Source organism: Rhodanobacter ginsengiterrae (assembly GCF_050026815.1).
Classification (GTDB): domain Bacteria; phylum Pseudomonadota; class Gammaproteobacteria; order Xanthomonadales; family Rhodanobacteraceae; genus Rhodanobacter; species Rhodanobacter ginsengiterrae.
Genome location: NZ_JALBWO010000056.1, coordinates 370,334 through 396,286 on the forward strand (window position 1 = coordinate 370,334; position 25,953 = coordinate 396,286).

Consider the following 25,953-nt stretch of genomic DNA (forward strand, 5'->3'; position numbering starts at 1 on the left):
GCAGTGGACAACTGCCGAAACGCAAAAGCAACGGCCCAAGCAGTCGCGTTTCGCAGGTCGATCAACGAGTCGTTTTCCGTCATGGAGAACTGTCCCATGATCGTCGCTCTGCTCAACCAGAAAGGCGGTGTCGGCAAGACCACGCTCGCCACGCACATCGCCGGCGAACTGGCGCTGCGCGGCCTGCAGGTCATCCTGCTCGATGCCGATCCGCAGGGCTCGGCGCTGGACTGGACCCAGCGACGCAGTCAGCAGGGTCTGCCGCGGTTGTTCAGCGCCGTGGGCCTCGCACGCGAGACGCTGCACCAGGAGGCGCCGGAGCTGGCACGCCGCAGCGATCACGTTGTCATCGACGGCCCGCCGCGCATCGCCGCGCTGGCGCGCTCGGCGCTGCTGGCAGCGGACCGTGTGCTGGTGCCGGTGCAACCGAGTCCCTACGACCTGTGGGCGAGTGCCGAGATGGTGGCGCTGGTCCGCGAGGCACAGGTGTTCCGGCCGGCGCTGCATGCGGCCTTCGTCATCAACCGGCGCGTCAGCACCACCGTCATCGGTCGCGAGGCGCGCAGTGCACTTGCAGAACAGCCGCTGCCATCGCTGCAATCGGAAATCCGTCAGCGCATCGTCTTCGCCGACAGCGTGGCGGCCGGGCAGCTTGCGCGCGAGCTGGCGCCCGACAGCGCCGCCGCACGCGAGATTACGGCACTGACCGACGAACTGCTGCGGTGGTCGTCATGAACCACGCACGCGGCAAGCGCATCGCCATTGGCGCACGTCCGCCAATGAACCCGCACGCCGAGGCGTGGATTCGCCAGGGCGACGGCGCCGACCTTCAGAAAGGCGACCTCTACACCGCACGACTGACGCTCGATATCACGCCTGCGCTGCGCGCACGCATCAAGGTCTCGGCGTTCACGCAGGGCGTGACGGTGGCCGAGCTGCTGCGCGCGCTACTGGAGCGCGAGTTCCCGAAGCACACGTCATGAATACTCACGCCGCTGCGCAGACGTCTGCGCCGTCATTCGCCGTGCCCGCCAGCCAGAGCTGCGGCACACCACTGACCCGTGTTTCGCTTGCTTACTTCGCACATCGGATCAACCTCTATCTGCGCTTTGGCGAACCTGCCCACACCGTGCGACTGGACCGCTGGCGGCAGGTGGCGGTGTTCCTGCCGGCGGCGATCTTCGGTCGCATCCGCTGGGAATCCAACGACTACGGCACGACGCGCTGGCAGCTCATGGTGATGCAGGCGTGCACGCCACTGGATGCCGCGCAGCGCATTCTCGGTGTGCAGCCCGGTGCGCGCCTGCTGCTACACGCCGAGGGCGAACGGCAGGTGCAGGCCGCGCTGTCGTGCATCGATGCCATCGAGGCGCTGAGCATCGCGCCGAACGCGGTTTCGCCCGCGTACTGGCGCACGTTGGGCAACCGGCTCGCTGCGCGTGGGCCGCTACCGCTGTACTCCGCTGCGCGGCACGCTGCCTGGCTGGCCGGGAGGGCGTTGTTATGACGGTCATTCCCACCACCGACACTGCGCCACGTCCTCACTCGCGCCGGCGCGCTCGCCTCGTGCTGGCGGTACTGTCCGCCGGCGGCCTCGCTTCGCTGGCCTGGGCGTCTTTCGTGTCGCCGTTGCCGCGTCTGGTCTACAACCCATCCGACAGCGTGGCGGTCGGCTGGTATCGCGTCGATCCGCTCGCACGCCATGCCGGCTCGCTGCCGCCTGCGATGCACGTCGGCAACATCGTGCTGGTTCCGTTGCCGGCCAACGCCGCCGCGCTGGCGGCGAGGCGCGGCTACTTGCCATTGCGCATCCCGCTGCTCAAGCCGATCGCTGCCGTTGCGCCGCAGCAGGTGTGCATCAACGAAGGCATCGTGCGCATCGACGGCGTGCCGGTGGCCAGCGTGCTGCGCACCGATGGCAGGGGCCGGCCGCTGCGCGCCTGGCTGTCCTGCCGGCGTCTTCGCCCTGGCGAGCTGTTCCTACTCAGTACAACCAACCCGGCGTCGTTCGACAGCCGGTATTTCGGGCCGGTGCGCGCCGATACCGTGCTCGGAGTGGCGCATCCGGTCTGGCTGGAGAAGCGGTTATGACGCCGCTCGACCTCGTGCATGTGGACCGGCGTTATGCCGTGTCGCGGCAGCGTCGCCGTGCGTGCAGCGCGAGCGTATCCGCGCCGCGCTTCGCACGGTATCCGCTGCGACATACCGACGTGTTTTCCCCCGTGCAGACGGCTTGCCCCGAGCGCGCCATGCCGATGGCATGGCAGGCGCTCGCCGGCGTGCAGGCTGCGCATCGCGCAGCGCCGCCGGGGCATCGCGTCCCCGTGCCGTCAGGCCGGGGAAAGATGCAGGGCAAGATTGAAGGGACCCGCACGCGGCCGGTCCAAAAGCCTGTCTGCACGTGGGGGTGGCGCGGCACGCGCCGGTGTGCGGCACCGTGCCGCGAGTCGGCGCAAGTTCAGGCTGGTTCAGGAGATATCGCGTGCCTGCCACTCGCTGACGCGATGGCCATGGATGGAGCTTGCCGGTGAGCCGACGTGGCCGCTCGGACGGTGACGATCGTTTCCGCCTCCGCCCCGGCGCGCCGAAGCACCGCGGCGACGCTTTCATCAACCAGGTGTTGCATCATGTGAGCAAGGCGGCCAACGCCAGCGGCGGCCGGCGCGGCAAGACACCCGGCTCCCGGCTGGGGCGCGGCCATGTGGCAGCCCGGTTCACCGGGCAGTCGCTGCCCGCCAACTCGCGACGTGCCACCGTCAAGGTGCGCTTGGTGTACCTAAAGCAGGCCGGCGCGCGCTCGACCGTCACGCACCTGCATTACATCGAGCGCGAGGGCGTGGGCCGCGACGGTGAGCCGGGCAGGGCATACGGCGCGGCGACCGACGAAGCCGACCTGACCGCATTCGAGGAACGCGGGCGCGGCGACCGGCACCAGTTCCGTTTCATCGTGTCGCCCGAAGATGGCGCCGAGTTGGGCGATCTGCACACCTATACGCGCCACCTGATGACCCGCATGGAAGCCGACCTGGGTACGCGGCTGGATTGGGTGGCGGTCGATCACTGGAACACCGACAACCCGCACACCCACATCGTGTTGCGCGGTAAGGACGACACTGGCCGCGATCTCATCATCGCGCAGGCGTACCTGACCCGCGGCCTGCGCGAGCGTGCTGCCGAACTCGCCACCGAATGGCTGGGGCCACGTACCGAACAGGAGATCCAGCGCACGCTCGCGCGGGAAGTCGAACAGGAGCGCTGGACCAGCTTGGACCGTACCTTGCAGCGCGAAGCCGTCGATGGCCAGGTGCACGTCGAACGTCTCAACGAGCCGAGGCTACACCGCCCGCGCGAGATGTTGATCGGCCGCCTGCAACACTTGCAGCGCATGGGCCTGGCGAGCCAACCGCAAACCGGCGCATGGGTGATCCACGTCGAGGCCGAGCCGACCCTGCGGGCGATGGGCGAGCGCGGCGACATCATACGCACCATGCAACGGGCGATGGGTGGCACGCAACGTGAGCTGGCCGTATTCGAGCCGGGCGGGGATGGCAGCGCCATCGTCGGACGGGTCGCCGCCAAAGGGTTGGCTGACGAGCTGTACGACAAGGGTTATCTGGTGGTGGATGGCACGGACGGCAAAGCGCACTACGTGACGCTGCCGCCGCGGTCGGAACTGGAGCAGTACACGACCGGCAGCATCGTCGAGGTCAAGGGGAGCGCCGTTGCGCGCGCCTCGGATAAGACCATCGCCGCACTGGCCGTCGATGGTTTCTACCGCACCGACCAGCATCTGGCCGTCGCCCAAAGCCTGGCCACGCCCGACCGCGATCCGCACGAAGTGGTGGCCGCGCACGTGCGCCGGCTCGAAGCCCTGCGCCGCGCCGGCATCGTGGAGCGTGTGGCCGAGGGGCTATGGAAGGTGCCGAATGATCTACCCGAGCGGGGCCGCCAATACGACAGCCAGCGCCTGGGCGGTGGCGTCGCGGTCGAACTGAAGTCACACCTGCCCATTGAGCGACAGACCCGCGTGATCGGTGCCACCTGGCTGGACCAGCAGGTAATTGGTGGCGGCAAGGGGTTGGGCGACATGGGCTTTGGTGGAGAGGTGGGGGACGCGCTGCGTCAACGTACTGACTTCCTGGTGGAACAGGGGTTAGCTGAACGGCGCGGGCAGCGAGTGATTGTGGCGCGCAACCTACTGGCGACGCTGCGCAGCCGTGAGTTGGCGAAGACCGCGCGTGACATCGCGGCCGAAACCGGCCTGGAGCATCGGCCGGTGACCGACGGGCAGCGCGTGGCCGGTATCTATCGGCGCAGCGTGCTGCTGGCCAGCGGGCGCTACGCGATGCTGAACGACGGCATGGGATTCAGCCTGGTTCCGTGGAAGCCGGTTATTGAACAGCGGATGGGGCAGCAGATTGCAGTAACGGTGCGCGGCTCGAACGTGAGTTGGGAGATTGGTCGAATGCGAGGCCCTACGGTTGGATAGCCTCATCATTGGCGACTTGGCACATCAGCCAGTGGTCATGGGTGACGTTGCAGGGACAGGAAGGGAAGCTTTTCAAGCCGCTGGCCTTCAACAAGACCTACGCGATGGCTGCAGCGGCCGGGCTGGCGGTGACGCTGGTGCCGGTGCTGATGGGTTATTTGATCCGCGGACGCATCCGTGCCGAGCGCGACAACCCACTCAACCGCGGCTTGATGCATGGCTATCGGCCGATCCTCGAAGCGGTGCTGCGTTATCCGAAAGCGACTCTGGTGCTGGCTGGTGTGCTGCTGCTCACCGCGGTCGTGCCGATGACCAAGCTCGGCAGCGAGTTCATGCCCGCGATGAACGAAGGCACGTTGACCACCACCCAGGCACAGGATGCGTCTGCCGCTTTCAACATTCCGGCACGAGATCTCGCGGGGGCAATGGGACCGACTCAGTACGCAGAACGGCATCCTGCTCACGCTCCAACATGTCCGGCGTCTGGCAATCGACAAGACCAGTGACACCAAGCCGATTCGCGAGCCCAAGGAGCTGACGATGCTGTCCACAGATACAACCGCGACCCGGACGGCAATAAGCTTGGCCTCGATAGTTTTTCCGAAGCCTAGCCCAACGAGGTCGGGCGCGGCTGCCGCAATACATCCCTAAACCGCCGCCAGCATCCGGTCACTGGGTTGGTCAAGCGTCGGTGATGGCATGCTGGATCGAGGCTTCGTCGTTGACGGGGATCGATACCTTGTACCGAGCTGCGTCCCGTGCAGGGGGCATTCCGAACATGCGCGCATATTCACGGCTGAATTGCGATGCACTTTCATAGCCTACCGAATAGGCCACCGATCCGGCGTCCTGGGCCTCGAATAGCATCAAGCGCCGAGCCGTCAGCAGCCGAAGTCGCTTCTGGTACTGGATGGGGGCCATGGATGTGACTGCTTTGAAGTGCCGATAGAAAGCAGCAACGCTCATGCCGCTCATGGCGGCGAGCGGTTCAGCGCGAATGGGTTCGGCGTAGTTGTCCCGGATCCACCCAATAGCCGGCCGAACCTGCGCGAGCCGACTATCGGCGCTGGCGATTTCACGAAGCTTGCCACCTTGGGGGCCTAGCAATACCCGGAAAAGAATCTCGCGCTCGATCAAAGGCGCAAGGAGTGCCGCTTCTTCGGGACGATCGATCAGCCTCATCAGACGTAGCCAGGCATCAATCAGTTCAGGCGTGGCGGCCGAAACGGAGAAACCGCTAGGGCTGGGCGTCGTCCCGGTGTCGTGCATCTCAACGAGCATCGCCGCGATCATTGCAGGATCGAGCGTGAGGCTCACGGCCAGATAGGGCTGCCCTGGCCCGTCCGACTGGATTTCACCAGTGGCTGGCAAATCAACGGGTACGACGAAATAGCTCCCTTGCTCAAAGCGCAAAAATTGATTGCCAACCGACAGGCTCTTTGAGCCCTGCAAAACCAGATGGAGCATCGGCTCATACACCTGATCTGCGCAGGCCTCCGCTCTCACCATCGCCACGCGCGGCAGGCCGGTATCGGTCCAACTGCTTCCTGCGCGCATCGTGATGCTGCGCAACTCATCCATCACCATTGTCATGACGCAAAGATGGCGTCATCAACGCCGCAAGGCAAGCTCATGCGAGAAGAATAGGCAAAAACAGGAGAGTAATTGGCATGGGTCCGGAACCCCTGCCGCCATATCATGATCTTGAGAGTGCAACATCGCATCTCTACACGAAATGGCTATTTAGAGAAGGACTACCCGATGAAATTGAACGGAAAAGTTGCCGTCGTGACCGGAGCCTCTAGCGGCATCGGAGCGGGCATCGCCAAGGCATTTGGTGCTGAAGGCGCTATCGTCGTCGTGAATTATGCGACCGGCAAGGATGGCGCCGACGCCGTGGTTGCCTCAATCGAGGCAGCAGGTGGCAAGGCGGTCGCAGTGCAAGCGGACATGTCCAGGTCGGCCAATGTCATTCGCCTGTTCGACACGGTAGCGGCCGATTACGGCAAGGTGGACGTGCTCGTGAACAATGCGGGCGTCGCGGTCTTCGAGATGGTCACAGATCTGACAGAGGAGGCTTTCCACAAACAGTTCAATGTGAATGTGCTGGGCTCATTTCTGGCGATCCGGGAAGCCGTGAAGCATTTTGGCGATGCCGGTGGCAGCATCGTCAACATCAGTTCGATCCTCAGCACCCATCCATCTGCCGGTGCCAGCGTCTATTCCGCGACCAAGGGTGCTGTCGACACGATGACATACGCGTTGGCTCGCGAACTCGGGCCACGCGGTATCCGGGTGAACGCGATCATGCCCGGTTATACGAATACGCCTGCCACCGATGGCAATTTCGCGGGCGAACTTGGCGCAAGGCTGCTTGCCGAAACACCGCTCGGCCGCTTCGGAGAGCCCGAAGATATTGCTCCGACAGCAGTCTTCCTGGCCTCGGATGACGCGCACTGGATCAGTGGCGAATCCATCCGGGCCACGGGCGGCGCGCGCGGCGTCTGAATCAAGGTCGGGGCTGCGCCTCCAAGTTCGAAAACCGTCGCCGACTGAACATCAGGGCGACGGTTTCCCGCGTTCATGCGGATCGCGGCCGCTAACAAGCCATCGGGAAATATCACCATGCCAAGCCTAACCCGTGGGGGCAACCCTCCCGCGTCGCGTCGACGCGCGCTCGCGCTATGGATTGTCCTCGCAGCGCAGCTCATGCTCGCGATGGATTTGATGATCGTCGTGGTAGCGCTGCCACGAATTCAGCAGGATCTGGGCTTCAGTTCAGCAGGATTGACCTGGGTACCCAATGCCTTCGGTGTGGCTTTTGGCGGCCTGCTCCTGCTTGGAGGCAGGCTGGGCGACATGATGGGGCAGGTTCGTGCTTTCAGGTCCGGACTCATCATCTTCGTTGTTGCTTCGCTGTTTGGCGGATTGGCACAGTCGCCTGCCATTCTGATCATCGCCCGCCTGGTTCAGGGTGTTGGCGCTGCACTGGCAGGGCCCAGCGCACTGGCGCTGGTGATGGTAATGGCACGTGACGAAGAGGAGCGAACTCGAGGTTTGTCGCTTTTCATAGCCGTCTCAGCGACCGGCGCGTCCGCGGGTCTGATCCTGGGTGGAATCCTCACCGACTTCCTGTCCTGGCGCTGGGCGCTTCTCATCAACGTGCCGGTGGGTGCCCTCGTGGTGATGGCCATCGGCCGTCTCGTTGCCGAAACCCATCCAAAGACAGCGCGCCTTGATATCGTTGGTGCGATTACCGCCACAGTTGGATCGATCGCACTGGTTTACGGGTTTATCAGTGCCGCGGAAAATGGGTGGACGACGGTCAGTACGCTTGGTTCTTTCGCCGGCGCAGCTATCTTGTTCATGGTTTTTTTCCTGACAGAGAAGCGCCATCAGGCGCCTCTGCTCGATCTCGCTTTGTTGCAGGACCGTTCCCGCGCCGCCGCGCTGACAGTGATGGCGTTGATCGTCGGAATGCATTTCGCGCTGCTGTTCATGCTGGTGCAATATCTTCAACGTGTGCTCGGATGGACGTCTCTTGGCGCAGGTCTTGGTTATCTACCGCTCACCGTGGCTGTCTCTGCAATCAGCCGGTTCGCACCTCGGTTAATCGCGAGGTTCGGGAGCCGCACGCTGCTCGTGAGCGGGAGTCTGATCGTAGCGGTCAGCTTGGTGGGGTTTGCTCTGCTCGCAGACGATGGCAGCTATTTTCCAGGCGTGTTGATCCCACTGCTGGTACACGCGGTAGGGATCGCCTTCATTTTTGCTCCGGGTACGGTGGCGATCATGCACGGGGTGCCGGCAGAGCATGCGGGCACCGCCTCGGGTCTGTTGCAGATGGATCAACAGATAGGCGGCGCGCTCGGGATTGCGGTCATCACGTCGATCTATGCTCTCGCTGCCGTTCCTGATCGGTTTGCATCGGGTTTCCCAGCAGCATTCATCGCAGGAGCCATCATTGCCGTCGTCGCTGCGCTCGTCGCTTGGCGAAGCATCGATCCGCGATCCGCGCAGGCCATCCCGGAAGGCCCTGAAAATAGCGCTGTTGCGGATCGCAAATTAGCCGAGGTGCGCCCGTAGGAAAGTGGTGTCATCCGCAGCGCGAGGACGGCGGCTAAGTCCGTCGGGACCAGCTTCTCCATGTGATCGAGGGTGCGCTGATCGAGGTTCGCGAGTTCCGGATTCGACCCGGCCCCTATTTCAACCAGAGTTCGTTTGGGTTGCCGCCGTCATGATTCGGGCCGTGTCACTCATCGGTGGCAGGCCGAAGGCCCGCGCGTATTCGCGGCTGAACTGCGTGGCGCTTTCGTAGCCTACTTCGAAGGCCGCCGACGTGACGTTGCGGCCAGCGCCGATCATCAATGAACGCGCCTTCAGCAGGCGGATTTGCTTCTGATACTGCACGGGGCTGAGTGAGGTCACGGACTTGAAGTTGCGATGGAAAGCGCTGGGACTCATCGCGGCTGCCCGCGCAAGCGTCTCGACACGCAAGGGCTGGGCGAAGTCGCGGCGGATCAGTTGGATCGCGAGGCTTACCCGAGCCAGCGCGGTGTCGGGCATGGCAAGGTCACGCAGCATCCAGCCTTGCGGACCTTGCAGTACGCGATAAAGAATCTCGCGCTCGTAGACGGGCGCCAATGCCGGAATGTCAGCGGGACGTTCCATCAAGCGCAGCATGCGGACCCAGGCGCCCATCAACTCCGGGGTTACGGCGGCGACCGAGAATCCGGTTTCCGATCGCTCGCTGTGAACGATTTCGGGCAAGTCGGCAATCAGGGTAGCGACGACCACAGGCTGCAGGGTCAAGGCCACGGCCAGGTAGGGTTCGCCGGATGCCGCCGGCCACACCGTGCCGACCGCCGGCAGGTCGACGGACATGACGAAATAGTTGGCTGGGCAGTAATGCAGGGTGCGATCGCCGATGGTCATCGATTTACTGCCCTGAAGAATCAGGTTGACCATCGGGTCGTAGACGGCGGCCAGCTCGTGTTCCGGAATCTTGCCCTGCACCATGGCGACGCGAGGAATGCCGGTCTCGGTCAGGCGGTTTTTCGCGTTCGCTGCCAGTGCTCGTAGTTCTTTCAGTTGTTCTTCCATGGACGGCATCTGATCGCAGTACGAGCAATTCCGCAAGCAGAAAAGCAGGAATAGGCAGGCTTGAGGCAGGAACGGGCAGAGCCGCAGACGGCTGGCGACCGATCATGCATGTACCACTTACCAAACGGCAAAAAACATGAGCGTAGTCATCATCACCGGCGCAAGCCGGGGCATCGGGGCCAGCACTGCAGTCCAGGCGGCGAAGCGCGGTTTCGGCGTCATCATCACCTACAACAGCCACGCGGCAGGAGCGCAGGAAGTCGTTCGCGAAATCGAAGCGGAAGGCGGAAAGGCCGTGGCGATGGGGCTGGATGTAAGCAAGGTCGCATCCTTTGCCGGCTTTCGTGACGATGTCGCGGCGGCGCTGAAATCAACCTGGGGCCGGGATCGCTTCGACGCGCTGATCAACAACGCGGGCTACGGACTCTTCAACGCGATCGAGACAGTCACCGAGGCCGAATTCGATGGCCTGTTGAATGTGCACCTCAAGGGTCCGTTCTTCCTGACCCAGGCGCTGTTGCCGTTGATGGCTGATGGCGGCCACATCGTCAACATGACCAGTGCGACGACCCGCGTGGCGACGCCGGGTGCGGCGCCCTATGCGGCATTCAAGGGTGGGCTGGAGGTGCTGACGCGCTACATGGCCAAGGAATTTGGCCCGCGCGGCATTCGCGCGAATTCGATCTCTCCCGGCGCGATCCGCACCGACATGACCAGCGGCGCGTTTGATCAGAGTCCGGAGTTTGTGACCATGCTCGCCGGCCAGACCGCACTCGGCCGGATCGGTGCGCCTGACGATGTCGGTCGGGTGATCGCGAGTCTGCTGGCTGCGGATAGTGGCTGGATCAACGCTCAGAATATCGAAGTCGCCGGTGGCTACAACATCTGAATCAGCGGAGCTTGATGATGCTCGATCATATTTTTCTCTCTGTAAGTGACGTCGATCGCTCGATCGCCTTCTACACGGCGGTACTCGCGCCCCTCGGTATCACCCGTCAACACGACTACGCCGGCAAGGACGGCCCTCCGGGGCATCCCGACCTCAAGGGCTTCGGGGCCAAGGGACGGGTGTTTTTCTGGCTGCGGGCAGGCACGGTCGAAGGACGGGCAGTGCATGTGGGTTTCATTGGCGCGAGCACAGCCGAGATCGATGCGGCTTATGCCGCCGCCATGGCCGCTGGCGCTACCGACAACGGGGCACCAGGCGCGCGACTTCACTACGACCCGCGCTACTACGCGGCCAACGTGCTGGACCCGGATGGCTACAGCCTGGAGTTCGTCTACAAGAGCTGGCAGCACTCGAAGCCATGAGCAAACTCCTCATTTACGGTGCGACCGGCTACACCGGGCGCATGGTCGCTCGCCAGGCCAAAGCTGCAGGGCTGGACTTTGTCATCGCTGGAAGGGACCGCGAGAAATTGGCGACGTTCGCCAAGGAACTGGATGTGCCGTGTCGAGCTTTTGAACTCGATGACGCGACCGTGCTGATGCATGTATTGAATGGCCTCCGCGTCGTGCTGAATTGCGCCGGACCTTTCGTTCGTACGGCGCAGCCGCTGATGCGGGCCTGCATTGCATCAGGTGTTCACTATTTGGACATCACAGCGGAGATCGATACCTATCGGCTGGCGGAACGACTCAGCAAGGATGCCGAGATGGCCGGGGTCATGTTGATGCCCGGCATAGGTTGGGACGTCGTCCCGACCGACTGCCTTGCCATGCATGTATCTCGCCGCGTCGAGAACCCTGTATCCCTGCGGATCGCGCTGCAGGTAGCAGGGTCGATGTCGCGCGGATCGGCGATAAGTGCCGGCGAGATCATCGGTGCCGGCCTGATGGCGCGCGTGGATGGCGTGCTTGCTCCCACGCCCGACGCCAAGTCAGGGCTGTTTGACTTCGGCGAAGGACTCGTGACCTGCGCACCACTATCCTTTGGCGATCTGATCACGGCATGGCATTCGACGGGCATTCCCAACATTGCCATGTTCGTGAACGTTACCGGCAGTGCATTTCCGGAAGGCGACTTGTCCAAGCTGCCGGACGGTCCGAGCCGCGAGGAGCGTGACGACCAGCGTGCACGCGCAATTGTGGAGGTAACAGGCGCCGACGGTGGCGTCGCGCGCTCCATGATCGAGACGGTCAACGGCTACTCCTACACGCCGCTTTCGGCAGTGGAGGCGGTGAGACGTGTGCTCGGAGGTGAGCAGCGGGCAGGATTCGACACCCCAGCTCGTCTTTTCGGTTCGAGCTTTGCGGAGAGCATTGCCGGCACGCAAATTTTCGACCAGCCGGGATGAAATAGATCGAAACATTCAATTGGCCAGTTTTCGCTGTTCGCAGCCCTTGCCGAGCAGGCGCAGCTGCCGCCGCTTTCGTTGCGCAAAAGAAAATTCAAGTGACGGGACCAGGGGCCGTTCTTGGCCGGTAGCTGCCGTTGCCAGCGGTTCTACTGGTAAGTACCGGCGGCTTGGTCAAAGTTGGCCGGAACGCCGGTCAACGGTTACCAGTATCCACGGTTGACAGCATTTCGCCGTACCGGCGCGAGCATATCAACCGGCTAGGCCATTACTCATTGGACTTGGATCGCTACCAGAGCGCCATGGCTAAAGACATCAAATTTGCCTTGTAGGATCAAGGGCTTATTGTTCTTTTTTGCGGAAATTTCCAGAATCCCGGCCGAACCTCCCGATGCTCGCGTTGGTCCGAAACGGCCATTTGGCACTATCAATTAGGAGATTGTTCCGTGGAACTTCGTCATATGCGCCGCTTTCTAGCTGTTGCCGAAGAGCTCCACTTTGCTCGCGCGGCAGATCGACTTCATATTGAGCAATCGCCACTATCGCGCGCGATCAAGGAACTCGAGTTCGACCTGGGCGTGCAATTGTTCGAGCGCACCACGCGCAGCACTCGCCTGACCTGGGCCGGTCAGGTTTTTCTCAAAGACGTGCGCCGCGTCTTCGCCGCTCTCGACCAGGCCCGGGGCAATGTGAAGGCGGCCGCGAACGGCTACCACGGCACGCTGCGCATCGCCGTGTCCGACGGCATCGTCCCATCGCGCCTGGCCGCACTCCTGGCCCAATGTCGGGCGGAGGAACCGGAAGTGGAGACCCGCTTGTTCCAGACGCCGTTCGCGCAGCAAGTCAAGGGACTGCGCAGCGATCTTTACGATGCGGGCTTTGCTCAGTCGGACGAGGTAGGCGACGGCATCCTCGCCGAGCCGGTGTGGCACGATCCGCTGGTGGCAGCCGTGCCAGCGCGTCATCCCTTGTTGGTGCACAAGCGGATTCCACTAGAGGAGCTACTGCGCTATCCGCTGGTGCTCTGTCAACCCGAAGCCTGTGAAGGCTGTGCACGGCAGATCGAGCGCGTGCTGCGCACCGTGGATGCCGAGCCGATCGTGGCCGATCGCGTAACGACGCGCGATATGCTGATCGCACTGGTTGCCGCAGGCTACGGCATCGGTCTCACCAACGCGACCCACATTGAGGACTTTCGCCATCCCGAGATCGTCACGCGACCGTTGGCCGGCCGTGCCGTCATGTTGACGACGTATCTGTTGCACCCGGACGGTGAGCCGTCAGAGCCATTGCGCCATTTCATCGATCGAGTTAGATCCGATCAAACCCCTTTGCCAGGCGACAAACCGTAAAGCGCCTCAATGGCCTGGCCTCATGTGCAGGAGAAAGCCCCATGAACAAGATCGGCGTGGTGTTGATGACTGTCACGCTCGCGGCGTGCAGCGGGGCCGCGCCCACCGATACGGTGGATTCGTTGGTGGCGCATCCCGACCGATTGCGTGCAGTCGAACAGCAGTGCGCGAACGACTACGCGAAGATGGGCGTGGTTGAATGCAATGCCGCCTCTGAAGCGCGGCATCGTTTGTTCATGGGCAACGGTCCGAAGTACACCCCGCCCAAGAAAGCGCCGAAGTTCTGAATCGTTGGCAAAGCAGCACATGATGTCGACATGTTGCTGGCTACGCCGTCGTGCGCGCACAAACCCTGTGACGCGCTGTACGTTTCCCCTGCTGGAAATTTTGCGTTTTCGATCTTCGCTATCGCGATAACGGTCTTTGACCGACACTGACCAAGGCACCGAAGCTCCGGGTCGCGGCATGTCCTGCCGCAATGACGACGAAGCAAGTCGGAGGCCGGCATGAACGGAACCAGTGTGCTGTTCGGCCAGGTACTGGTGGTGATCAGTATCGTGGTCGCGGGAACATGGGCTGCGACCCAATGGACTGCCGCACACCTGGGCTATCAGCTACGCCTCGGCGCGCCCTGGTTCGACCTGTTTGGCATGCCTTTCTATCACCCGTGGCGGCTGTTCGAGTGGTGGTACTGGTACGACGCTTATGCGCCGCGCCTGTTCCTCAAGGGCGGCGCCATCGCCGCGGCGAGCGGCTTCACTGCCGCGTTCGTCGCCATCGGCATGTCGGTGCGGCGCGCGCGGCAGTCGCGGCGCGTCACCACCTACGGCTCGGCGCGCTGGGCCGAGGCTAAGGAAATCCGCAAGGCCGGATTGACCGGAACCGCTGGCGTCTTTCTCGGCCTCCATCGTGATCGCTACCTGCGGCACGACGGCCCCGAGCATGTCCTGACCTTCGCGCCGACGCGCTCGGGCAAGGGCGTGGGCCTGGTGGTGCCGACGCTGCTCACCTGGCCGGCCTCGGTCGTGGTCCACGACATCAAGGGCGAGAACTGGCAGCTCACCGCCGGCTGGCGCGCGCGCTTCTCGCACTGTCTGCTGTTCAACCCCACCGATGCGCGCTCTGCGGCCTACAACCCGCTGCTGGAAGTACGGCGCGGCGTGCATGAAGTACGTGATGTGCAGAACATCGCCGACATCCTGGTCGATCCCGAAGGCGCGCTGGAGCGACGCAATCATTGGGAGAAGACCAGTCACGCGCTGCTGGTCGGCGCGATCCTGCACGTGCTCTATGCGGGCACCGACAAGACGCTGCGCGGTGTCGCCAACTTCCTCTCCGATCCGGCGTGTCCGTTCGAGCTGACGCTGCATCGGATGATGACGACGAAGCACCTGACCGAGGCGCCGCATCCGGTCGTCGCCTCCGCCGCGCGTGAAGTGCTCAACAAGAGCGACAACGAGCGTTCGGGCGTGTTGTCCACCGCGATGTCGTTCCTGGGTCTCTACCGCGATCCCACGGTGGCCGAAGTCACCGCGCGCTGCGACTGGCGCATCGCCGACCTGATCTCGGCCGAACATCCGGTGTCGCTGTACTTGGTGGTACCGCCGTCCGATATCAGCCGCACCAAACCGCTGATCCGGCTGATCCTCAACCAGATCGGCCGACGGCTGACCGAATCGCTGGACGGCTCGGACGGTATCGCACGCCGGCACCGGCTGTTGCTGATGCTCGATGAGTTCCCGGCGCTCGGCCGACTCGACTTCTTCGAGTCCGCACTGGCCTTCATGGCCGGCTACGGCATCCGCAGTTTCCTGATCGCGCAGAGCCTGAACCAGATCGACAAGGCGTATGGCGTCAATCACTCGATCCTGGACAACTGCCATGTGCGCGTGACGTTCGCTACGAACGACGAACGCACCGCTAAGCGCATTTCCGAGACGCTGGGCACCGCGACCGAATTGCGCGCACAACGCAACTATGCCGGCCATCGCCTGGCGCCGTGGCTAGGCCACTTGATGGTGTCGCGCCAAGAGACAGCGCGCCCGCTGTTGACGCCCGGCGAAGTGATGCAACTCCCGCCCGACGATGCCGTGGTGATGGTCTCAGGCCATGCACCGATCCGCGCGAAGAAGCTGCGCTACTACACCGATGCCAACTTCAAGCGCCGCGTGCTTGCGCCGCCGGTGTTGGCGAGCGGCCCTTATGTCGATGCACCGACGCGGCGCGCTGACGACTGGAGCGCGCTGCCTATCCCCGTGATGCCGAGTGCGCCTGCCGCAACGATCACGCTGCCTGAAGGCACGACCGACGACGGCGGCCTGCGGCACCAAACCGAGCTGGCCGACGAGGTGATCTATGCCCCGGCGCCCGACAGGATGGCCGACGACCTGGCGATGCTCGATGACGATGACCTGCCATTGCCGGTTCCCGCCCAGCTCGATCCACGCCTGCAACGTGCGGCGCGGCTGGCCACGCTCGATCCGGCGGACGGGATACCGCTATGAGCCAATACCGTCTCAATCTCTTCATCCCGCCCGAGCACGCACGGCGGCTCGATGAGCTGGCCACCAAAAAAGGCGTCTCGAAGTCGTCCATCGTCGCGGCGGCGCTGGCGTCCTGGCTGTCGCCGGACGCGGGCGACCAGCGCGAGGCGGCGATCGCCAAACGGCTGGACCGGCTCACCCGCCAGTTCGAGCGCCTGGAGCGCGACCAGTCCATCCAGATCGAAACGCTGGCACTGTTCATCCGCTACTTCCTGACCGTGAGTACCCCGGTGCCGGAGGCGCACCAGGACGCGGCGCGCGCCCAAGGCAAGGCGCGCTTCGCGCAGTTCATCGAACAGCTGGGTCGCCACCTGCTGCGCGGACACAGCCTTGTGCGTGAGCTGGTGGAGGAAATCCAGCCCGACACGGTACGGCGCGACGCTGCCGCCGCCTATGCGGACGCGCCGGCCTCGGGAGAGGCGTCATGAGCGCGCAACCACACGATCTGCTGACACCGGCCGCCCGGTCGCTGGATCGGCGTGTGCGCATGCTGCGCACGGCGATGGGGCCGCTGATCGCCGCCGCGTTGGAAGACCCGGACGTGGTGGAGATCCTGCTCAATCCGGACGGCTCGTTGTGGATCGACCGACTGTCCAGCGGGCGCACACCGACTGACGTGCAGCTTTCCGCTGCCGACGGTGAGCGCATCATCCGGCTGGTCGCTGCCCATGTGCGCGCCGAAGTGCATGCCGGCAAGCCGCTGCTGTCGGCGGAGCTGCCCGAGACCGGCGAACGCTTTGAGGGCATTCTGCCGCCGGCGGCACCGGGGCCAGCCTTCGCGCTGCGCAAACGTGCGGTCGGCGTGATTCCGCTCGAATGCTACGTCACCGCCGGGATGATGACGGCCGCGCAAGCGGGCTTCCTTGTGTGCGCCGTGCGCGAGCGCCAGAACATCCTGATCGCCGGGGGCACCAGCAGCGGCAAGACCACGCTGGCCAATGCCTTGCTCGCGGAGATCGCCGCCACCGGCGACCGCGTGCTGGTGCTCGAAGACACCGTCGAGTTGCAATGCACAGCGCGCGACCACGTGCCGCTGCGCACGTTACCGGGTGTCGTGTCGATGACGGAACTCGTGCGCGCCACGATGCGCCTGCGTCCCGACCGCGTGATCGTCGGCGAGGTGCGCGGCGGCGAAGCCCTCGATCTGGTCAAGGTGTGGGGCACGGGCCACCCGGGTGGCATCGCCACCGTCCATGCAGGCTCGGCGCACGGCGCGCTGCTGCGCCTGGAGCAACTGATTCTCGAAGTCGCCGTGACCCCACCGCGCGCGCTGATCGCCGAGGCGGTCAACGTCGTCGTCTTCATCGCCGGGCGCGGCCGTGCCCGGCGCATCCAGGACATCGCTCGCGTCGTCGATTTCGACGAGCGTGGTTACCGGCTCGACACCGTGCTGGATGCGCCGCCTTCTTCCCAGCCTTCCTCTCCCGCCACACCAGGAGTCCCGTCATGACGCGAACCCGCCTTTACGACGATCCGCTTTTCCGTAGAGCGTTGCCTTGGCTGCTGCTCCTGCTGATGTGCCTGGCGGTGACAGCCGCGCACGCGGCCGGCTCGAACATGCCGTGGGAAGCGCCGCTGCAATCCATCCTCGATTCGATCCAGGGACCGGTCGCCAAGATCATCGCGGTCATCATCATCATCGTGACGGGCCTCACGCTCGCCTTCGGCGACAGCAGTGGCGGCTTCCGGCGACTGATCCAGATCGTGTTCGGACTGTCGATCGCATTCGCCGCGTCGAGCTTCTTCCTGTCGTTCTTCAGCTTCTCCGGCGGCGCGGTGGTGGCATGAACGAGTCCACCGCCACCGGCTTCGAGGTGCCGCTACATCGGTCGCTGACCGAACCGATCCTGATGGGCGGCGCGCCGCGCACGGTGGCCATTGCCAACGGCACGCTGGCCGCCGCCGTGGGGCTGGGCCTGCAACTGTGGATTCCTGGCATCGCGCTGTGGCTGATCGGTCATTCGCTCGCCGTGTGGGGAGCGAAAGTCGATCCGCAGTTCATGCCCGTCTTCGCGCGGCACCTCAAGCACAAGCCGCTGCTGGACGTGTGAGGTCGATACGATGTTGCACCTTGCCGAATACCGCCAACGTCCCGCGCTGCTCGCGGACTGGCTGCCGTGGGCGGGGCTCGTCGCGCCGGGCGTGGTGCTCGACAAGGACGGCGCCTTCCAGCGCACCGCACGTTTTCGCGGGCCGGACTTGGACAGTGCGACGCTGGGTGAACTGATCGCCACGACCGCGCGCTTGAACAATGCACTGCGCCGGCTGGGCTCGGGCTGGGCGCTATTCATCGAGGCCGAACGCCGGCCGGCCGCGGACTACCCGCACTCGGAATTTCCCGAACCGCTGTCCTGGCTGGTGGACGAAGAACGCCGCGCCGCGTTCGAGGAAACCGGCAGCCACTTCGAGAGCGCCTATTACCTGACACTGCTGTACCTGCCGCCCGAAGAATCTCGGGCACGGGCCGGCAAGCTGCTCTACGAGAACACGCCGACCCGCGGCGTGGACTGGCGCGAACGGCTGAACGCTTTCGTCGCCGAAACCGGCCGCGTGTTCGACCTGCTTGATGGCGTGATGCCGGAAATTGCTTGGCTGGACGACAGCGAGACGTTGACCTACCTGCACGGCTGCATTTCGACGCGCTGCTATGCCATCGGCGTGCCCGAGGTGCCGTTTCACCTGGACGCGCTGCTGGCTGACACGGCACTCGTGGGTGGCCTGTCGCCGATGCTGGGCGACCAGCATGTGCGTGTGGTGACAGTGCGAGGCTTCCCGACGACGACCTGGCCGGGGATGCTCGATGATCTCAACCGCCTGGGCTTTGCCTACCGCTGGTCCACACGCTTCTTGTGCCTGGACAAGGCCGAGGCCGAGAAAGAGTTGGGCCGGTTGCGCCGGCAGTGGTTCGCCAAGCGCAAGAACGTCGTCGCGCTCTTGCGCGAAACAATCTTCCAGCAGGAATCGCCGCTGGTCGATACCGACGCCAGCAACAAGGCGAGTGATGCCGACGCCGCCCTGCAGGAGCTTGGCAGCGACCAGGTGGCCTTCGGTTACGTGACCACGACCGTCACCGTGATGGATGCCGACGCGGCAGCCGCCGACGAAAAGCTGCGCATGGTCGAGCGTGCCATCCAGGGCCGCGGCTTCGTGACGATTCCCGAAATGCTCAATGCGGTGGAAGCGTGGCTGTCCTCGATTCCGGGCCATGCCTATGCCAACGTGCGTCAGCCGATCATCTCGACGTTGAACCTCGCGCATCTGATGCCGGTGTCGGCGGTGTGGGCGGGACAGGAGAAAAACGCCCATCTCGATGGCCCGCCGCTGATCGTTACGCGTACCGATGGCGCTACGCCGTTCCGGTTGGTGACGCACATTGGCGACGTGGGCCATACGTTGGTGGTCGGACCCACCGGCATGGGCAAGTCGGTGTTGCTGGCCGTGTTGGCGATGCAGTTCCGGCGCTATCGCGGCTCGCGCATCTTCGCGTTCGACATGGGCCGCTCGATGCGCGCCACCATTCTGGGTCTCGGTGGGGAGCACTACGACCTCGGCACGGATGGCACGATCGCGTTCCAGCCGCTCGCACGCATCGACCAAGAGAGCTATAGCACCTGGGCGAGCGAGTGGATCGAAGGCCGCCTGTCGCACGAAGGCGTGGCCATCGGTCCCGACGAGAAGGCGGCCATCTGGTCGGCGCTGGGGAGTCTCGCTGGCGCGCCGATGGAACAACGCACGATGACCGGCTTGTCGGTGCTGTTGCAATCGAACGCGCTGCGCCAGGCACTCGCACCCTATGTGCTCGGCGGCGCCCACGGCAAGTTGCTTGATGCCGATCACGACCGTTTGGGCCGCGCCGACGTGCAAGGCTTCGAGATGGAGGAGCTGATGCACAGCAAGGCCGCGGTGCTGGCCGTGCTGCATTACCTCTTTGCGCGCTTCGAGGAGCGGTTCGACGGTGCGCCGACGCTGCTGATCCTCGACGAGTCCTGGCTGTTCCTGGATGACCCGGTGTTCGCCGCGCGCATCCGCCAGTGGCTCAAGACGTTGCGCAAGAAGAACGTCAGCGTTGTCTTCGCCACGCAGTCGCTGGCCGACATCAAGGATTCGAGCATCGCGCCCGCGATCATCGAGAGCTGCGCGAGCCGCATCTTCCTGCCCAACCCACAGGCAACCGAGCCGCAGATCCGCACGATCTACGAAGGTTTCGGACTGAACAGCCGGCAGATCGAGATCGTCGCCACCGCCGAGCCCAAGCGCGACTACTACTACCAGTCGCGGCTTGGCAATCGCCTGTTCGACCTCGACCTCGGGCCTATCGCACTGGCCTTCGCCGGCGCCTCGATGCCCCAGGACCAGCACGCCATCGACCGCGTACTACTCGACGCCGGTGCGCCGGAGTTCACTGGCGCTTGGCTACGCCACGCCGGCCTCGATTGGGCTGCCGACCTCATTCCCTCGTTCCCCACGTCATCGGAGATTTGGCCATGAAGAAGACCTGGCTGGCCGCCGCTGCGGCCTTGTTGTTCACGTGTTCATCCGCGAGCTTCGCACAGTGGGCGGTGTTCGACGTCGCGAACTACTCGCAGAACCTGCTCACCGCCGCGCGTGAGCTGCAACAGATCGACAACCAGATCCAGCAGTTGCAGAACGAGGCAACGATGCTGCTCAACCAGGGCCGCAATCTCACCAGCCTCAACTACAACTCGCTGTCGCAGTTGCTCACCACGCTGGTGAGCACCAACCAGTTGATCACGCAGGCGCAGGGACTGACCTTCAACGTCGCGCAGTCGCAGACGACGTTCAACCGGCTGTATCCGTCATCCTACGGCGCCGGTACCGGCCATACCCAGATGGTGCAGGACGCGCAAGCGCGCTGGCAGGCCTCGGTGCAGGCGTTGCAGACCGCGACGCAGATGCAGTCGCAAGCCGCTCAGAACCTGCTGTCGGACCAAAACGTCTTGAGCGGGCTGGTCACGCAGAGTCAGGGTGCGGTCGGTGCCTTGCAGGCCAGCCAGGCCACCAACCAGTTGCTCGCGCTGATCGCACGCCAAGCGATCCAGGCCCAGCAGCTCACCGTGTCGCAGGATCGCGCAACCGCGCTGGACCAGGCACGCGCGGTGGCCGACGAAGCGCAGGCCGAGCAGGTGCGTTCGCGTTTCATCGGCAATGGCCCTCAATACACCCCGCAGCCCGTGAACTTCTACGGCAACTGAGGCCATGACGCGCGCACTCGTCCTGTCCGTCGTCGTGGTGCTAGCCGCCTGCGGCCGGTACACCCCAGTGTTGACGGTGGAGGCGTTGGCCCACGATCCGCAGCGATTGAGGCCGTTGCACCACCGATGCGCGGTGGCTCGCGCGCAGGTCGGCGAAGCGACTTGCCGGATCGTGGAGGCGGCGTATGCGCGGCGCTTCTTCCTCGGTCTCGGCGGCCCCGATGAATACCAAACGCTGGCCTCGCTGCCGCCGATTCCGGCGAGTTTCGACCAGCCCGACGACGGAACACAGCCATGAACGATCTCTCCGTCATCGACCATTTCTTGGCAGTCTTCTCGCAGTACATCGACTCGGGCTTCGGGTTGCTGCACGGCGAGGTGGCGTATCTCTCCGCCACGCTGATCGTCATCGACATGACGCTGGCGGGTCTGTTCTGGGCGATGGGCGGCGAGGAAGTGCTGGCCAAGCTCATCCGCAAGACGCTCTATATCGGCGCCTTCGCCTATATCATCGGCAACTTCAACACGCTGGCCGGCATCGTGTTCCGTTCGTTTGCGGGTCTCGGGCTGCTCGCCGCCGGCTCGACCGTCAGCATCAACAACTTCCTGCAGCCCGGACGTCTCGCCCAGATCGGCGTCCAGGCCGGCCAGCCGATCCTGCAACAGCTCGGCACGATGTCCCACGGGTTTACGGCTGTCTTCAGCAACCTCGACATGATCGTGGTGCTGCTGCTCGCGTGGATCGTCGTGGTCATCAGCTTCTTCATTCTGGCGGTGCAGCTTTTCGTGACGCTGATCGAGTTCAAGCTGACCACGCTGGCCGGCTTCGTGCTGGTGCCGTTCGCGCTCTGGAACAAGACCGCGTTCCTCGCCGAGAAGGTGCTCGGCAACGTGGTGTCCTCGGGCGTCAAGGTGTTGGTGCTGGCCGTGATCGTCGGCATCGGCTCGACGATCTTCGGACAGTTCCAGACGCCGACCGGCGCCGATCCGTCGTTGAACCACGTACTCGCCATCATGCTGGCTTCGCTCACGATGCTGGGCTTAGGTATCTTCGGGCCAGGTATTGCTACGGGACTGGTGTCCGGTGCACCGCAGCTCGGTGCCGGGGCGGCGGCCGGCACAGCACTCGGTGCTGCGGGCTTGGCCGTCGCCAGCGGCGCAGCCGTTGCGACGGGCGGTGCCGCCGTCGCTGCCGGCACACGCCTGGCCGCGCGCGGGGCAGTGGGCACTGTGCGCGCGGCCAGCGGCGGTGCCACGGCGTATCGCGCCGGCACGGCGGCGTCGGGCACGACCGGGGCGCGAGCCTTCGGCGCCGGCATGGCCAACGTCGCGCGCAGCGGCGCACAAGCCGCTGGGCAGCGCATGGCGGCTGGCGCTCGTGCCGTGCGGAATCGTGTCGCCTCGGCGGTCGGTGCTACGCCTGCTTCAAGTTCACCCGCTGGCGGAGCATCCGGTACACCGGCGGCTGCCGCCACATCACCCACATCTAACGACAGGGCGCCTGACTGGGCGCAGCGGCTGCAACGCCGTCAGCGCGCCGCGCACGGTGCCTCGACCGCCGCGCACGTGGTGCGCTCGGCCGACCACGGCGGCGGTGGCGCAGCCCCCGAGCTGCACGATTCCTCGAACGAGTAAGGGAGGCGAACGATGCGTTTCAAACAATCTGGCGTGCGCTACAGCGATACCCCCGCGCCTGCGACGCCTTACCAGGCCGCCGCGCAGGTCTGGGATGAACGGCTCGGCAGCGCCCGCGTGCAGGCGAAGAACTGGCGGCTGATGGCCTTCGGCTGCTTGGGGCTCGCCTTGCTGATGGCGGCTGGACTGATTTGGCAGTCCGGCCAGTCGCGCGTCACGCCCTACGTAGTCGAGGTCGATCATGCAGGACAGGTGCGTGCGGTCGGTGCGGCCGTGACACCGTACAAGCCGACCGACGCGCAGATCGCCTTTCACCTGGCGCACTTCATCACCGACGTGCGCTCGCTGTCGACCGACCCGGTGGTAGTGCGGAAGAACTGGCTCGAAGCCTACGGCTACACCACCGACCGCGGTGCGGCGACTTTGAACGACTACGCGCGTGCTCACGATCCGTTCGCCCACGTCGGCCAGGATTCCGTATCTGTGGACGTGACCAGCGTGGTGCGGGTCAGCGATGCCTCGTTCCAGGTGCGCTGGACCGAGCAGCACTACCACCAGGGCACGCCCACGGGCATCGAGTACTGGACCGCGATGCTCACCCTCGTCATGCAGAGGCCGCGCACCGAGCAGCAGGTGCGCCGTAACCCCCTCGGTATCTACATCAACGGGCTGTCCTGGAGCCGCGATCTGGACACGCCGGAAGGAGCGAAGAAGCCATGAAACACGCCATCACCACTTTTGCTTTCCTCGGCCTACTGGGCGGACTCGCCGGCTGCGCCACGCAGGGCAAACCGCCGCCGGCTATTTCACTGGATGAGTCCGTGAAGGCCGAGCCGTTACCCGAGCCGGCAAAGCCGGTCGCGGTGGTGGAAGTGCCCAAGCCCCTGCCGTTGCTGGACCAGATGAAACCGTTGCCGACAGCCGCCGATGCCAAGCCGGCACCCGAATCGACCGATGCGAAGGCGCGCGTTGAGCAGGCCAATGCCGAGGCGAGCGTGGTGCCCACGCGCGAGGGTTACATCAACGCGATCCAGGTTTGGCCGTTCTCCGATGGTGCGCTGTATCAGGTCTATGCGAGCCCTGGCCGAGTGACGGTCATCAGCTTGCAGCCGGGCGAGGAGCTGGTGACGGTCGCGGCCGGCGACACGGTGCAGTGGATCGTGGGCGATACGGCCAGCGGCAGCGGGACGGATCGGCGAGTGGCCGTCATGGTCAAACCGGTACGAGTGGGGATCACGACCAACCTCGTCATCACGACGAGCCGGCGCACCTATCTGCTCGAACTCACATCTACCGCGAAGGCGTGGATGGCGTCCGTGTCGTGGCAGTACCCGAAGGATCAGATGTTGGCGTTGCAGGCCCAGGCGCAGGCGGCCGATACGCAAGCGCCCGCCGCTTCGGGCTTGTCGCTCGACCAGTTGCACTTCCGCTACGCGATCACGGGCGACAGCCCACCGTGGAAGCCGGTACGTGCCTTCGATGATGGACAGCACGTGTATATCCAGTTTCCCGCCGGCATCGCGCAGGGAGAATTGCCGCCGCTATTCGTGGTGGGCCCGGACGGCAAGGGCGAGTTGGTGAACTACCGATTCCACGCGCCTTACGACATCGTGGATCGACTGTTCGGCGCGGCCGAGCTGCGGCTCGGTGGCAAAGATGGGAGTAGGGCGGCCGTAGTGCGCATCGAGCGCACTGACGGCATCGCCGCGGGAGCGGGTCATGGGCACGACTGAGCACGAAGCCCCGCCCGCGCCGAAGGTTGCTCTCGAGGGCATTGCGTTGCGCGCTTCGCCGCGTCCAGTAACGCGGCTCAATCGTCGCACACTGGCCGTTGCGGCGGCATTGCTCGCGGTGGCCGTCTCCGGCGCATCCATGTGGGCGCTCCAATCGAAGGGCCGGCGCGCTTCGGGCGACCAGACGGAGCTATACAACGTCGATCGGATCGCCAAGTCCGACGACCTGGACCAGTTGCCGGCCAACTACTCGAAGCTGCTGGCGAAGCCGGCGCCGGCGGCCAGCGTACCGCAGCTCGGACCTCCGCTGCCCGGCGACTGGGGTGCGGCATCCGTCGCGCCACTGCCGGCTGGCAACGCCAATCCGGGACCATCGGCCGAGAACATCGACCGGCAGCGCCAGGCCGAGGAAGTCGCCCGTTCGTCGGTGTTCTTCCGCACCAGCAACGTCGCGGAAAAAACGGACGCGGCGGCGACGACAGCGCCATTGCCGACCATGCCGAACACTTCGGCCGGACCGTTCAATCCAATGGGTGCCGGGCCGGCGTCCACGGCGGCGCAACCCAATGATCCGACGGCTATCCAAAACCGTCAGGGTCAGAAAGAAGCGTTCCTGACTAAAGGGGGCGATGCCGCCACCAGCAACTCAGGCACCTTGCAGGCGCCAGTCTCGCCGTACACGGTGATGGCGGGCACCATCATTCCAGCAGCGCTGGTGACGGGCATCAATTCCGACCTGCCGGGGCAGATCATTGCCGAGGTGACACAGCCGGTGTACGACACCGCGACCGGTCACTATCTGCTGATTCCGCAGGGCTCGCGCCTGATCGGCCGCTACGACAGCCAGGTGGCCTTCGGGCAGCGGCGCGTGCTGCTGGTCTGGCTGCGGCTGGTGTTGCCGGATACCTCGTCGATCGCGCTGGACAAACTGCCCGGCGTCGACCCGGCCGGCTACGCCGGTCTGGAAGATGGCGTGGACTGGCACTGGGGCCGCATCCTGTCAGGCGCAGCGCTGTCCACGTTGCTCGGCGTCAGCTCCGAGCTGGCCGTCTCGAATGAGGGCAACGTCAACGGCGACACGGTCGTCGCCTTGCGCAACAGTGCGCAGGACACGACCAACCAAGTCGGTCAGGAGATCACGCGCCGTAACCTGAGCATCCAGCCGACGCTGACGGTGCGGCCGGGGTTCCAGGTCAACGTAATGGTGAACAAGGATCTGGTGCTGCGGCCATACCAGCCGCTCTTTATTCAGCGAGGGCCGATGCCATGAGTGCATTCCCAAAGAAGCTGCGGCTGGGGCCGCTGCCCAAGACCGAGAGCGTGAAGCTGACGTTCGCGTGCCCGGTCACGCTCAAGACCGACCTCGACCGCTACGCGGCGGTGCACGCGCAGACCTACGGTGAAGCGGTCGATGCGACAACGCTGATCCCGCACATGCTGGAGGCGTTCATCGCGGGGGATCGGGGATTCAGGCGAGGCAGGGAAGACGACAACCGACCGTCTTCCCGCGCGACTGTGCCGAGGGGGTGATGATTTGGGTATGTTGTCATTATCGTATCCAGACTACGATTGATAACACCATATCAAATTG

General features: G+C 64.6%; 27 protein-coding genes and 1 pseudogene. 26 read left to right on the top strand and 2 right to left on the bottom strand.

Annotated elements, in window-relative coordinates; all coding sequences use genetic code 11:
• The first annotated feature begins 96 nt into the window (after nucleotides 1–96).
• From parA to ACQGNJ_RS14595, 6 genes and pseudogenes are all read left to right on the top strand, one after another.
• Nucleotides 97–735, top strand: a complete 639-nt coding sequence (gene parA, locus ACQGNJ_RS14570; RefSeq protein WP_426689961.1) for a ParA family partition ATPase — start codon at nucleotides 97–99, stop codon at nucleotides 733–735.
• Nucleotides 732–983: a chromosome partitioning protein ParB gene (locus ACQGNJ_RS14575; RefSeq protein WP_426689962.1), complete on the top strand. Its 252-nt coding sequence runs from the start codon at nucleotides 732–734 to the stop codon at nucleotides 981–983. The genes parA and ACQGNJ_RS14575 overlap by 4 nt, the downstream gene beginning before the upstream one ends.
• Nucleotides 980–1,507: a DUF2840 domain-containing protein gene (locus ACQGNJ_RS14580; protein ID WP_426689963.1), complete on the top strand. Its 528-nt coding sequence runs from the start codon at nucleotides 980–982 to the stop codon at nucleotides 1,505–1,507. Before ACQGNJ_RS14575 ends, ACQGNJ_RS14580 begins: the two co-directional genes overlap by 4 nt.
• Nucleotides 1,504–2,091 (top strand): S26 family signal peptidase, encoded by a 588-nt coding sequence (locus ACQGNJ_RS14585; protein WP_426689964.1) that lies wholly within the window; start codon nucleotides 1,504–1,506, stop codon nucleotides 2,089–2,091. The genes ACQGNJ_RS14580 and ACQGNJ_RS14585 overlap by 4 nt, the downstream gene beginning before the upstream one ends.
• Nucleotides 2,092–2,527: 436 nt before the next feature.
• Nucleotides 2,528–4,489: a DUF3363 domain-containing protein gene (locus ACQGNJ_RS14590; RefSeq protein WP_426689965.1), complete on the top strand. Its 1,962-nt coding sequence runs from the start codon at nucleotides 2,528–2,530 to the stop codon at nucleotides 4,487–4,489.
• 47 nt (nucleotides 4,490–4,536) lie between these two features.
• A pseudogene (locus ACQGNJ_RS14595) lies at nucleotides 4,537–4,848 on the top strand (efflux RND transporter permease subunit); the annotation flags it as partial.
• A gap of 322 nt (nucleotides 4,849–5,170) precedes the next feature.
• Here the strand turns inward: ACQGNJ_RS14595 and ACQGNJ_RS14600 are convergent.
• Nucleotides 5,171–6,070, bottom strand: coding sequence for an AraC family transcriptional regulator (locus ACQGNJ_RS14600; protein WP_426689966.1), 900 nt, complete (start codon nucleotides 6,068–6,070; stop codon nucleotides 5,171–5,173).
• 180 nt (nucleotides 6,071–6,250) lie between these two features.
• Between ACQGNJ_RS14600 and ACQGNJ_RS14605 the strand changes: the two genes are divergently transcribed.
• Together ACQGNJ_RS14605 and ACQGNJ_RS14610 are read left to right on the top strand one after the other, a co-directional pair.
• Entirely contained in the window at nucleotides 6,251–6,997 is a 747-nt protein-coding gene (locus tag ACQGNJ_RS14605) for an SDR family NAD(P)-dependent oxidoreductase (RefSeq protein WP_426689967.1), read from the top strand.
• Between the two features lie 117 nt (nucleotides 6,998–7,114).
• Nucleotides 7,115–8,572, top strand: coding sequence for an MFS transporter (locus ACQGNJ_RS14610; protein ID WP_426689968.1), 1,458 nt, complete (start codon nucleotides 7,115–7,117; stop codon nucleotides 8,570–8,572).
• 120 nt (nucleotides 8,573–8,692) lie between these two features.
• Here the strand turns inward: ACQGNJ_RS14610 and ACQGNJ_RS14615 are convergent, their stop codons facing one another.
• A complete protein-coding gene (locus ACQGNJ_RS14615; RefSeq protein WP_426689969.1) occupies nucleotides 8,693–9,589 on the bottom strand; it encodes an AraC family transcriptional regulator in 897 nt (298 codons plus the stop codon).
• A 136-nt stretch (nucleotides 9,590–9,725) separates the two neighbouring features.
• Here ACQGNJ_RS14615 and ACQGNJ_RS14620 point away from each other — a divergent pair, with 136 nt between their 5' ends.
• The 18 genes from ACQGNJ_RS14620 to ACQGNJ_RS14705 all read left to right on the top strand — a co-directional run bounded on the left by ACQGNJ_RS14620 (nucleotide 9,726) and on the right by ACQGNJ_RS14705 (nucleotide 25,892).
• Nucleotides 9,726–10,478 (top strand): SDR family NAD(P)-dependent oxidoreductase, encoded by a 753-nt coding sequence (locus ACQGNJ_RS14620; protein ID WP_426689970.1) that lies wholly within the window; start codon nucleotides 9,726–9,728, stop codon nucleotides 10,476–10,478.
• A 17-nt stretch (nucleotides 10,479–10,495) separates the two neighbouring features.
• Nucleotides 10,496–10,900 carry a VOC family protein gene (locus ACQGNJ_RS14625; RefSeq protein ID WP_426689971.1) on the top strand — a complete coding sequence of 135 codons (405 nt, stop codon included), beginning with the start codon at nucleotides 10,496–10,498 and terminating at the stop codon, nucleotides 10,898–10,900.
• Nucleotides 10,897–11,886, top strand: a complete 990-nt coding sequence (locus ACQGNJ_RS14630; RefSeq protein WP_426689972.1) for a saccharopine dehydrogenase family protein — start codon at nucleotides 10,897–10,899, stop codon at nucleotides 11,884–11,886. Before ACQGNJ_RS14625 ends, ACQGNJ_RS14630 begins: the two co-directional genes overlap by 4 nt.
• Before the next feature lie 446 nt (nucleotides 11,887–12,332).
• The gene (locus ACQGNJ_RS14635; protein ID WP_426689973.1) at nucleotides 12,333–13,238 is read left to right on the top strand and encodes a LysR family transcriptional regulator; all 906 of its coding nucleotides are present in this window, start codon (nucleotides 12,333–12,335) and stop codon (nucleotides 13,236–13,238) included.
• Nucleotides 13,239–13,279: 41 nt separating this feature from the next.
• Complete coding sequence (locus tag ACQGNJ_RS14640; RefSeq protein WP_426689974.1) at nucleotides 13,280–13,525, top strand: EexN family lipoprotein; 246 nt, start codon at nucleotides 13,280–13,282, stop codon at nucleotides 13,523–13,525.
• A gap of 219 nt (nucleotides 13,526–13,744) precedes the next feature.
• On the top strand, nucleotides 13,745–15,742 hold the full coding sequence (locus tag ACQGNJ_RS14645; protein ID WP_426689975.1) for a conjugal transfer protein TraG: 1,998 nt from the start codon (nucleotides 13,745–13,747) through the stop codon (nucleotides 15,740–15,742).
• Nucleotides 15,739–16,209, top strand: a complete 471-nt coding sequence (locus ACQGNJ_RS14650; RefSeq protein ID WP_426689976.1) for a CopG family transcriptional regulator — start codon at nucleotides 15,739–15,741, stop codon at nucleotides 16,207–16,209. Before ACQGNJ_RS14645 ends, ACQGNJ_RS14650 begins: the two co-directional genes overlap by 4 nt.
• 59 nt (nucleotides 16,210–16,268) lie before the next feature.
• Nucleotides 16,269–17,231 carry a P-type conjugative transfer ATPase TrbB gene (gene trbB, locus ACQGNJ_RS14655; RefSeq protein ID WP_426690067.1) on the top strand — a complete coding sequence of 321 codons (963 nt, stop codon included), beginning with the start codon at nucleotides 16,269–16,271 and terminating at the stop codon, nucleotides 17,229–17,231.
• A complete protein-coding gene (locus tag ACQGNJ_RS14660) occupies nucleotides 17,228–17,569 on the top strand; it encodes a TrbC/VirB2 family type IV secretion system protein (protein WP_426689977.1) in 342 nt (113 codons plus the stop codon). The genes trbB and ACQGNJ_RS14660 overlap by 4 nt, the downstream gene beginning before the upstream one ends.
• A complete protein-coding gene (locus ACQGNJ_RS14665; protein ID WP_027484259.1) occupies nucleotides 17,566–17,832 on the top strand; it encodes a VirB3 family type IV secretion system protein in 267 nt (88 codons plus the stop codon). Before ACQGNJ_RS14660 ends, ACQGNJ_RS14665 begins: the two co-directional genes overlap by 4 nt.
• Before the next feature lie 10 nt (nucleotides 17,833–17,842).
• The gene (gene trbE, locus ACQGNJ_RS14670; protein WP_426689978.1) at nucleotides 17,843–20,269 is read left to right on the top strand and encodes a conjugal transfer protein TrbE; all 2,427 of its coding nucleotides are present in this window, start codon (nucleotides 17,843–17,845) and stop codon (nucleotides 20,267–20,269) included.
• Nucleotides 20,266–20,994: a P-type conjugative transfer protein TrbJ gene (gene trbJ / locus ACQGNJ_RS14675; protein WP_426689979.1), complete on the top strand. Its 729-nt coding sequence runs from the start codon at nucleotides 20,266–20,268 to the stop codon at nucleotides 20,992–20,994. Before trbE ends, trbJ begins: the two co-directional genes overlap by 4 nt.
• 4 nt (nucleotides 20,995–20,998) lie before the next feature.
• Nucleotides 20,999–21,292: a hypothetical protein gene (locus tag ACQGNJ_RS14680; RefSeq protein WP_426689980.1), complete on the top strand. Its 294-nt coding sequence runs from the start codon at nucleotides 20,999–21,001 to the stop codon at nucleotides 21,290–21,292.
• On the top strand, nucleotides 21,289–22,629 hold the full coding sequence (trbL, locus tag ACQGNJ_RS14685; protein ID WP_426689981.1) for a P-type conjugative transfer protein TrbL: 1,341 nt from the start codon (nucleotides 21,289–21,291) through the stop codon (nucleotides 22,627–22,629). The genes ACQGNJ_RS14680 and trbL overlap by 4 nt, the downstream gene beginning before the upstream one ends.
• Nucleotides 22,630–22,641: 12 nt before the next feature.
• Complete coding sequence (trbF, locus tag ACQGNJ_RS14690) at nucleotides 22,642–23,349, top strand: conjugal transfer protein TrbF (protein ID WP_426689982.1); 708 nt, start codon at nucleotides 22,642–22,644, stop codon at nucleotides 23,347–23,349.
• Nucleotides 23,346–24,362, top strand: coding sequence for a P-type conjugative transfer protein TrbG (trbG, locus tag ACQGNJ_RS14695; protein WP_426689983.1), 1,017 nt, complete (start codon nucleotides 23,346–23,348; stop codon nucleotides 24,360–24,362). Before trbF ends, trbG begins: the two co-directional genes overlap by 4 nt.
• Nucleotides 24,349–25,632, top strand: a complete 1,284-nt coding sequence (locus ACQGNJ_RS14700) for a TraB/TrbI/VirB10 family type IV secretion system protein (protein ID WP_426689984.1) — start codon at nucleotides 24,349–24,351, stop codon at nucleotides 25,630–25,632. Before trbG ends, ACQGNJ_RS14700 begins: the two co-directional genes overlap by 14 nt.
• Nucleotides 25,629–25,892, top strand: a complete 264-nt coding sequence (locus tag ACQGNJ_RS14705) for a DUF2274 domain-containing protein (RefSeq protein ID WP_426689985.1) — start codon at nucleotides 25,629–25,631, stop codon at nucleotides 25,890–25,892. The genes ACQGNJ_RS14700 and ACQGNJ_RS14705 overlap by 4 nt, the downstream gene beginning before the upstream one ends.
• Nucleotides 25,893–25,953: the final 61 nt, after the last annotated feature.

Coding starts and splice junctions, on each gene's coding strand:
- parA (WP_426689961.1), top strand. CDS start 97: ATGATCGTCGCTCTGCTCAACCAGAAAGGCGGTGTCGGCAAGACCACG.
- ACQGNJ_RS14575 (WP_426689962.1), top strand. CDS start 732: ATGAACCACGCACGCGGCAAGCGCATCGCCATTGGCGCACGTCCGCCA.
- ACQGNJ_RS14580 (WP_426689963.1), top strand. CDS start 980: ATGAATACTCACGCCGCTGCGCAGACGTCTGCGCCGTCATTCGCCGTG.
- ACQGNJ_RS14585 (WP_426689964.1), top strand. CDS start 1,504: ATGACGGTCATTCCCACCACCGACACTGCGCCACGTCCTCACTCGCGC.
- ACQGNJ_RS14600 (WP_426689966.1), bottom strand. CDS start 6,070: ATGGATGAGTTGCGCAGCATCACGATGCGCGCAGGAAGCAGTTGGACC.
- ACQGNJ_RS14605 (WP_426689967.1), top strand. CDS start 6,251: ATGAAATTGAACGGAAAAGTTGCCGTCGTGACCGGAGCCTCTAGCGGC.
- ACQGNJ_RS14610 (WP_426689968.1), top strand. CDS start 7,115: ATGCCAAGCCTAACCCGTGGGGGCAACCCTCCCGCGTCGCGTCGACGC.
- ACQGNJ_RS14615 (WP_426689969.1), bottom strand. CDS start 9,589: ATGGAAGAACAACTGAAAGAACTACGAGCACTGGCAGCGAACGCGAAA.
- ACQGNJ_RS14620 (WP_426689970.1), top strand. CDS start 9,726: ATGAGCGTAGTCATCATCACCGGCGCAAGCCGGGGCATCGGGGCCAGC.
- ACQGNJ_RS14625 (WP_426689971.1), top strand. CDS start 10,496: ATGCTCGATCATATTTTTCTCTCTGTAAGTGACGTCGATCGCTCGATC.
- ACQGNJ_RS14630 (WP_426689972.1), top strand. CDS start 10,897: ATGAGCAAACTCCTCATTTACGGTGCGACCGGCTACACCGGGCGCATG.
- ACQGNJ_RS14640 (WP_426689974.1), top strand. CDS start 13,280: ATGAACAAGATCGGCGTGGTGTTGATGACTGTCACGCTCGCGGCGTGC.
- ACQGNJ_RS14645 (WP_426689975.1), top strand. CDS start 13,745: ATGAACGGAACCAGTGTGCTGTTCGGCCAGGTACTGGTGGTGATCAGT.
- ACQGNJ_RS14650 (WP_426689976.1), top strand. CDS start 15,739: ATGAGCCAATACCGTCTCAATCTCTTCATCCCGCCCGAGCACGCACGG.
- trbB (WP_426690067.1), top strand. CDS start 16,269: ATGCTGCGCACGGCGATGGGGCCGCTGATCGCCGCCGCGTTGGAAGAC.
- ACQGNJ_RS14660 (WP_426689977.1), top strand. CDS start 17,228: ATGACGCGAACCCGCCTTTACGACGATCCGCTTTTCCGTAGAGCGTTG.
- ACQGNJ_RS14665 (WP_027484259.1), top strand. CDS start 17,566: ATGAACGAGTCCACCGCCACCGGCTTCGAGGTGCCGCTACATCGGTCG.
- trbE (WP_426689978.1), top strand. CDS start 17,843: ATGTTGCACCTTGCCGAATACCGCCAACGTCCCGCGCTGCTCGCGGAC.
- trbJ (WP_426689979.1), top strand. CDS start 20,266: ATGAAGAAGACCTGGCTGGCCGCCGCTGCGGCCTTGTTGTTCACGTGT.
- ACQGNJ_RS14680 (WP_426689980.1), top strand. CDS start 20,999: ATGACGCGCGCACTCGTCCTGTCCGTCGTCGTGGTGCTAGCCGCCTGC.
- trbL (WP_426689981.1), top strand. CDS start 21,289: ATGAACGATCTCTCCGTCATCGACCATTTCTTGGCAGTCTTCTCGCAG.
- trbF (WP_426689982.1), top strand. CDS start 22,642: ATGCGTTTCAAACAATCTGGCGTGCGCTACAGCGATACCCCCGCGCCT.
- trbG (WP_426689983.1), top strand. CDS start 23,346: ATGAAACACGCCATCACCACTTTTGCTTTCCTCGGCCTACTGGGCGGA.
- ACQGNJ_RS14700 (WP_426689984.1), top strand. CDS start 24,349: ATGGGCACGACTGAGCACGAAGCCCCGCCCGCGCCGAAGGTTGCTCTC.
- ACQGNJ_RS14705 (WP_426689985.1), top strand. CDS start 25,629: ATGAGTGCATTCCCAAAGAAGCTGCGGCTGGGGCCGCTGCCCAAGACC.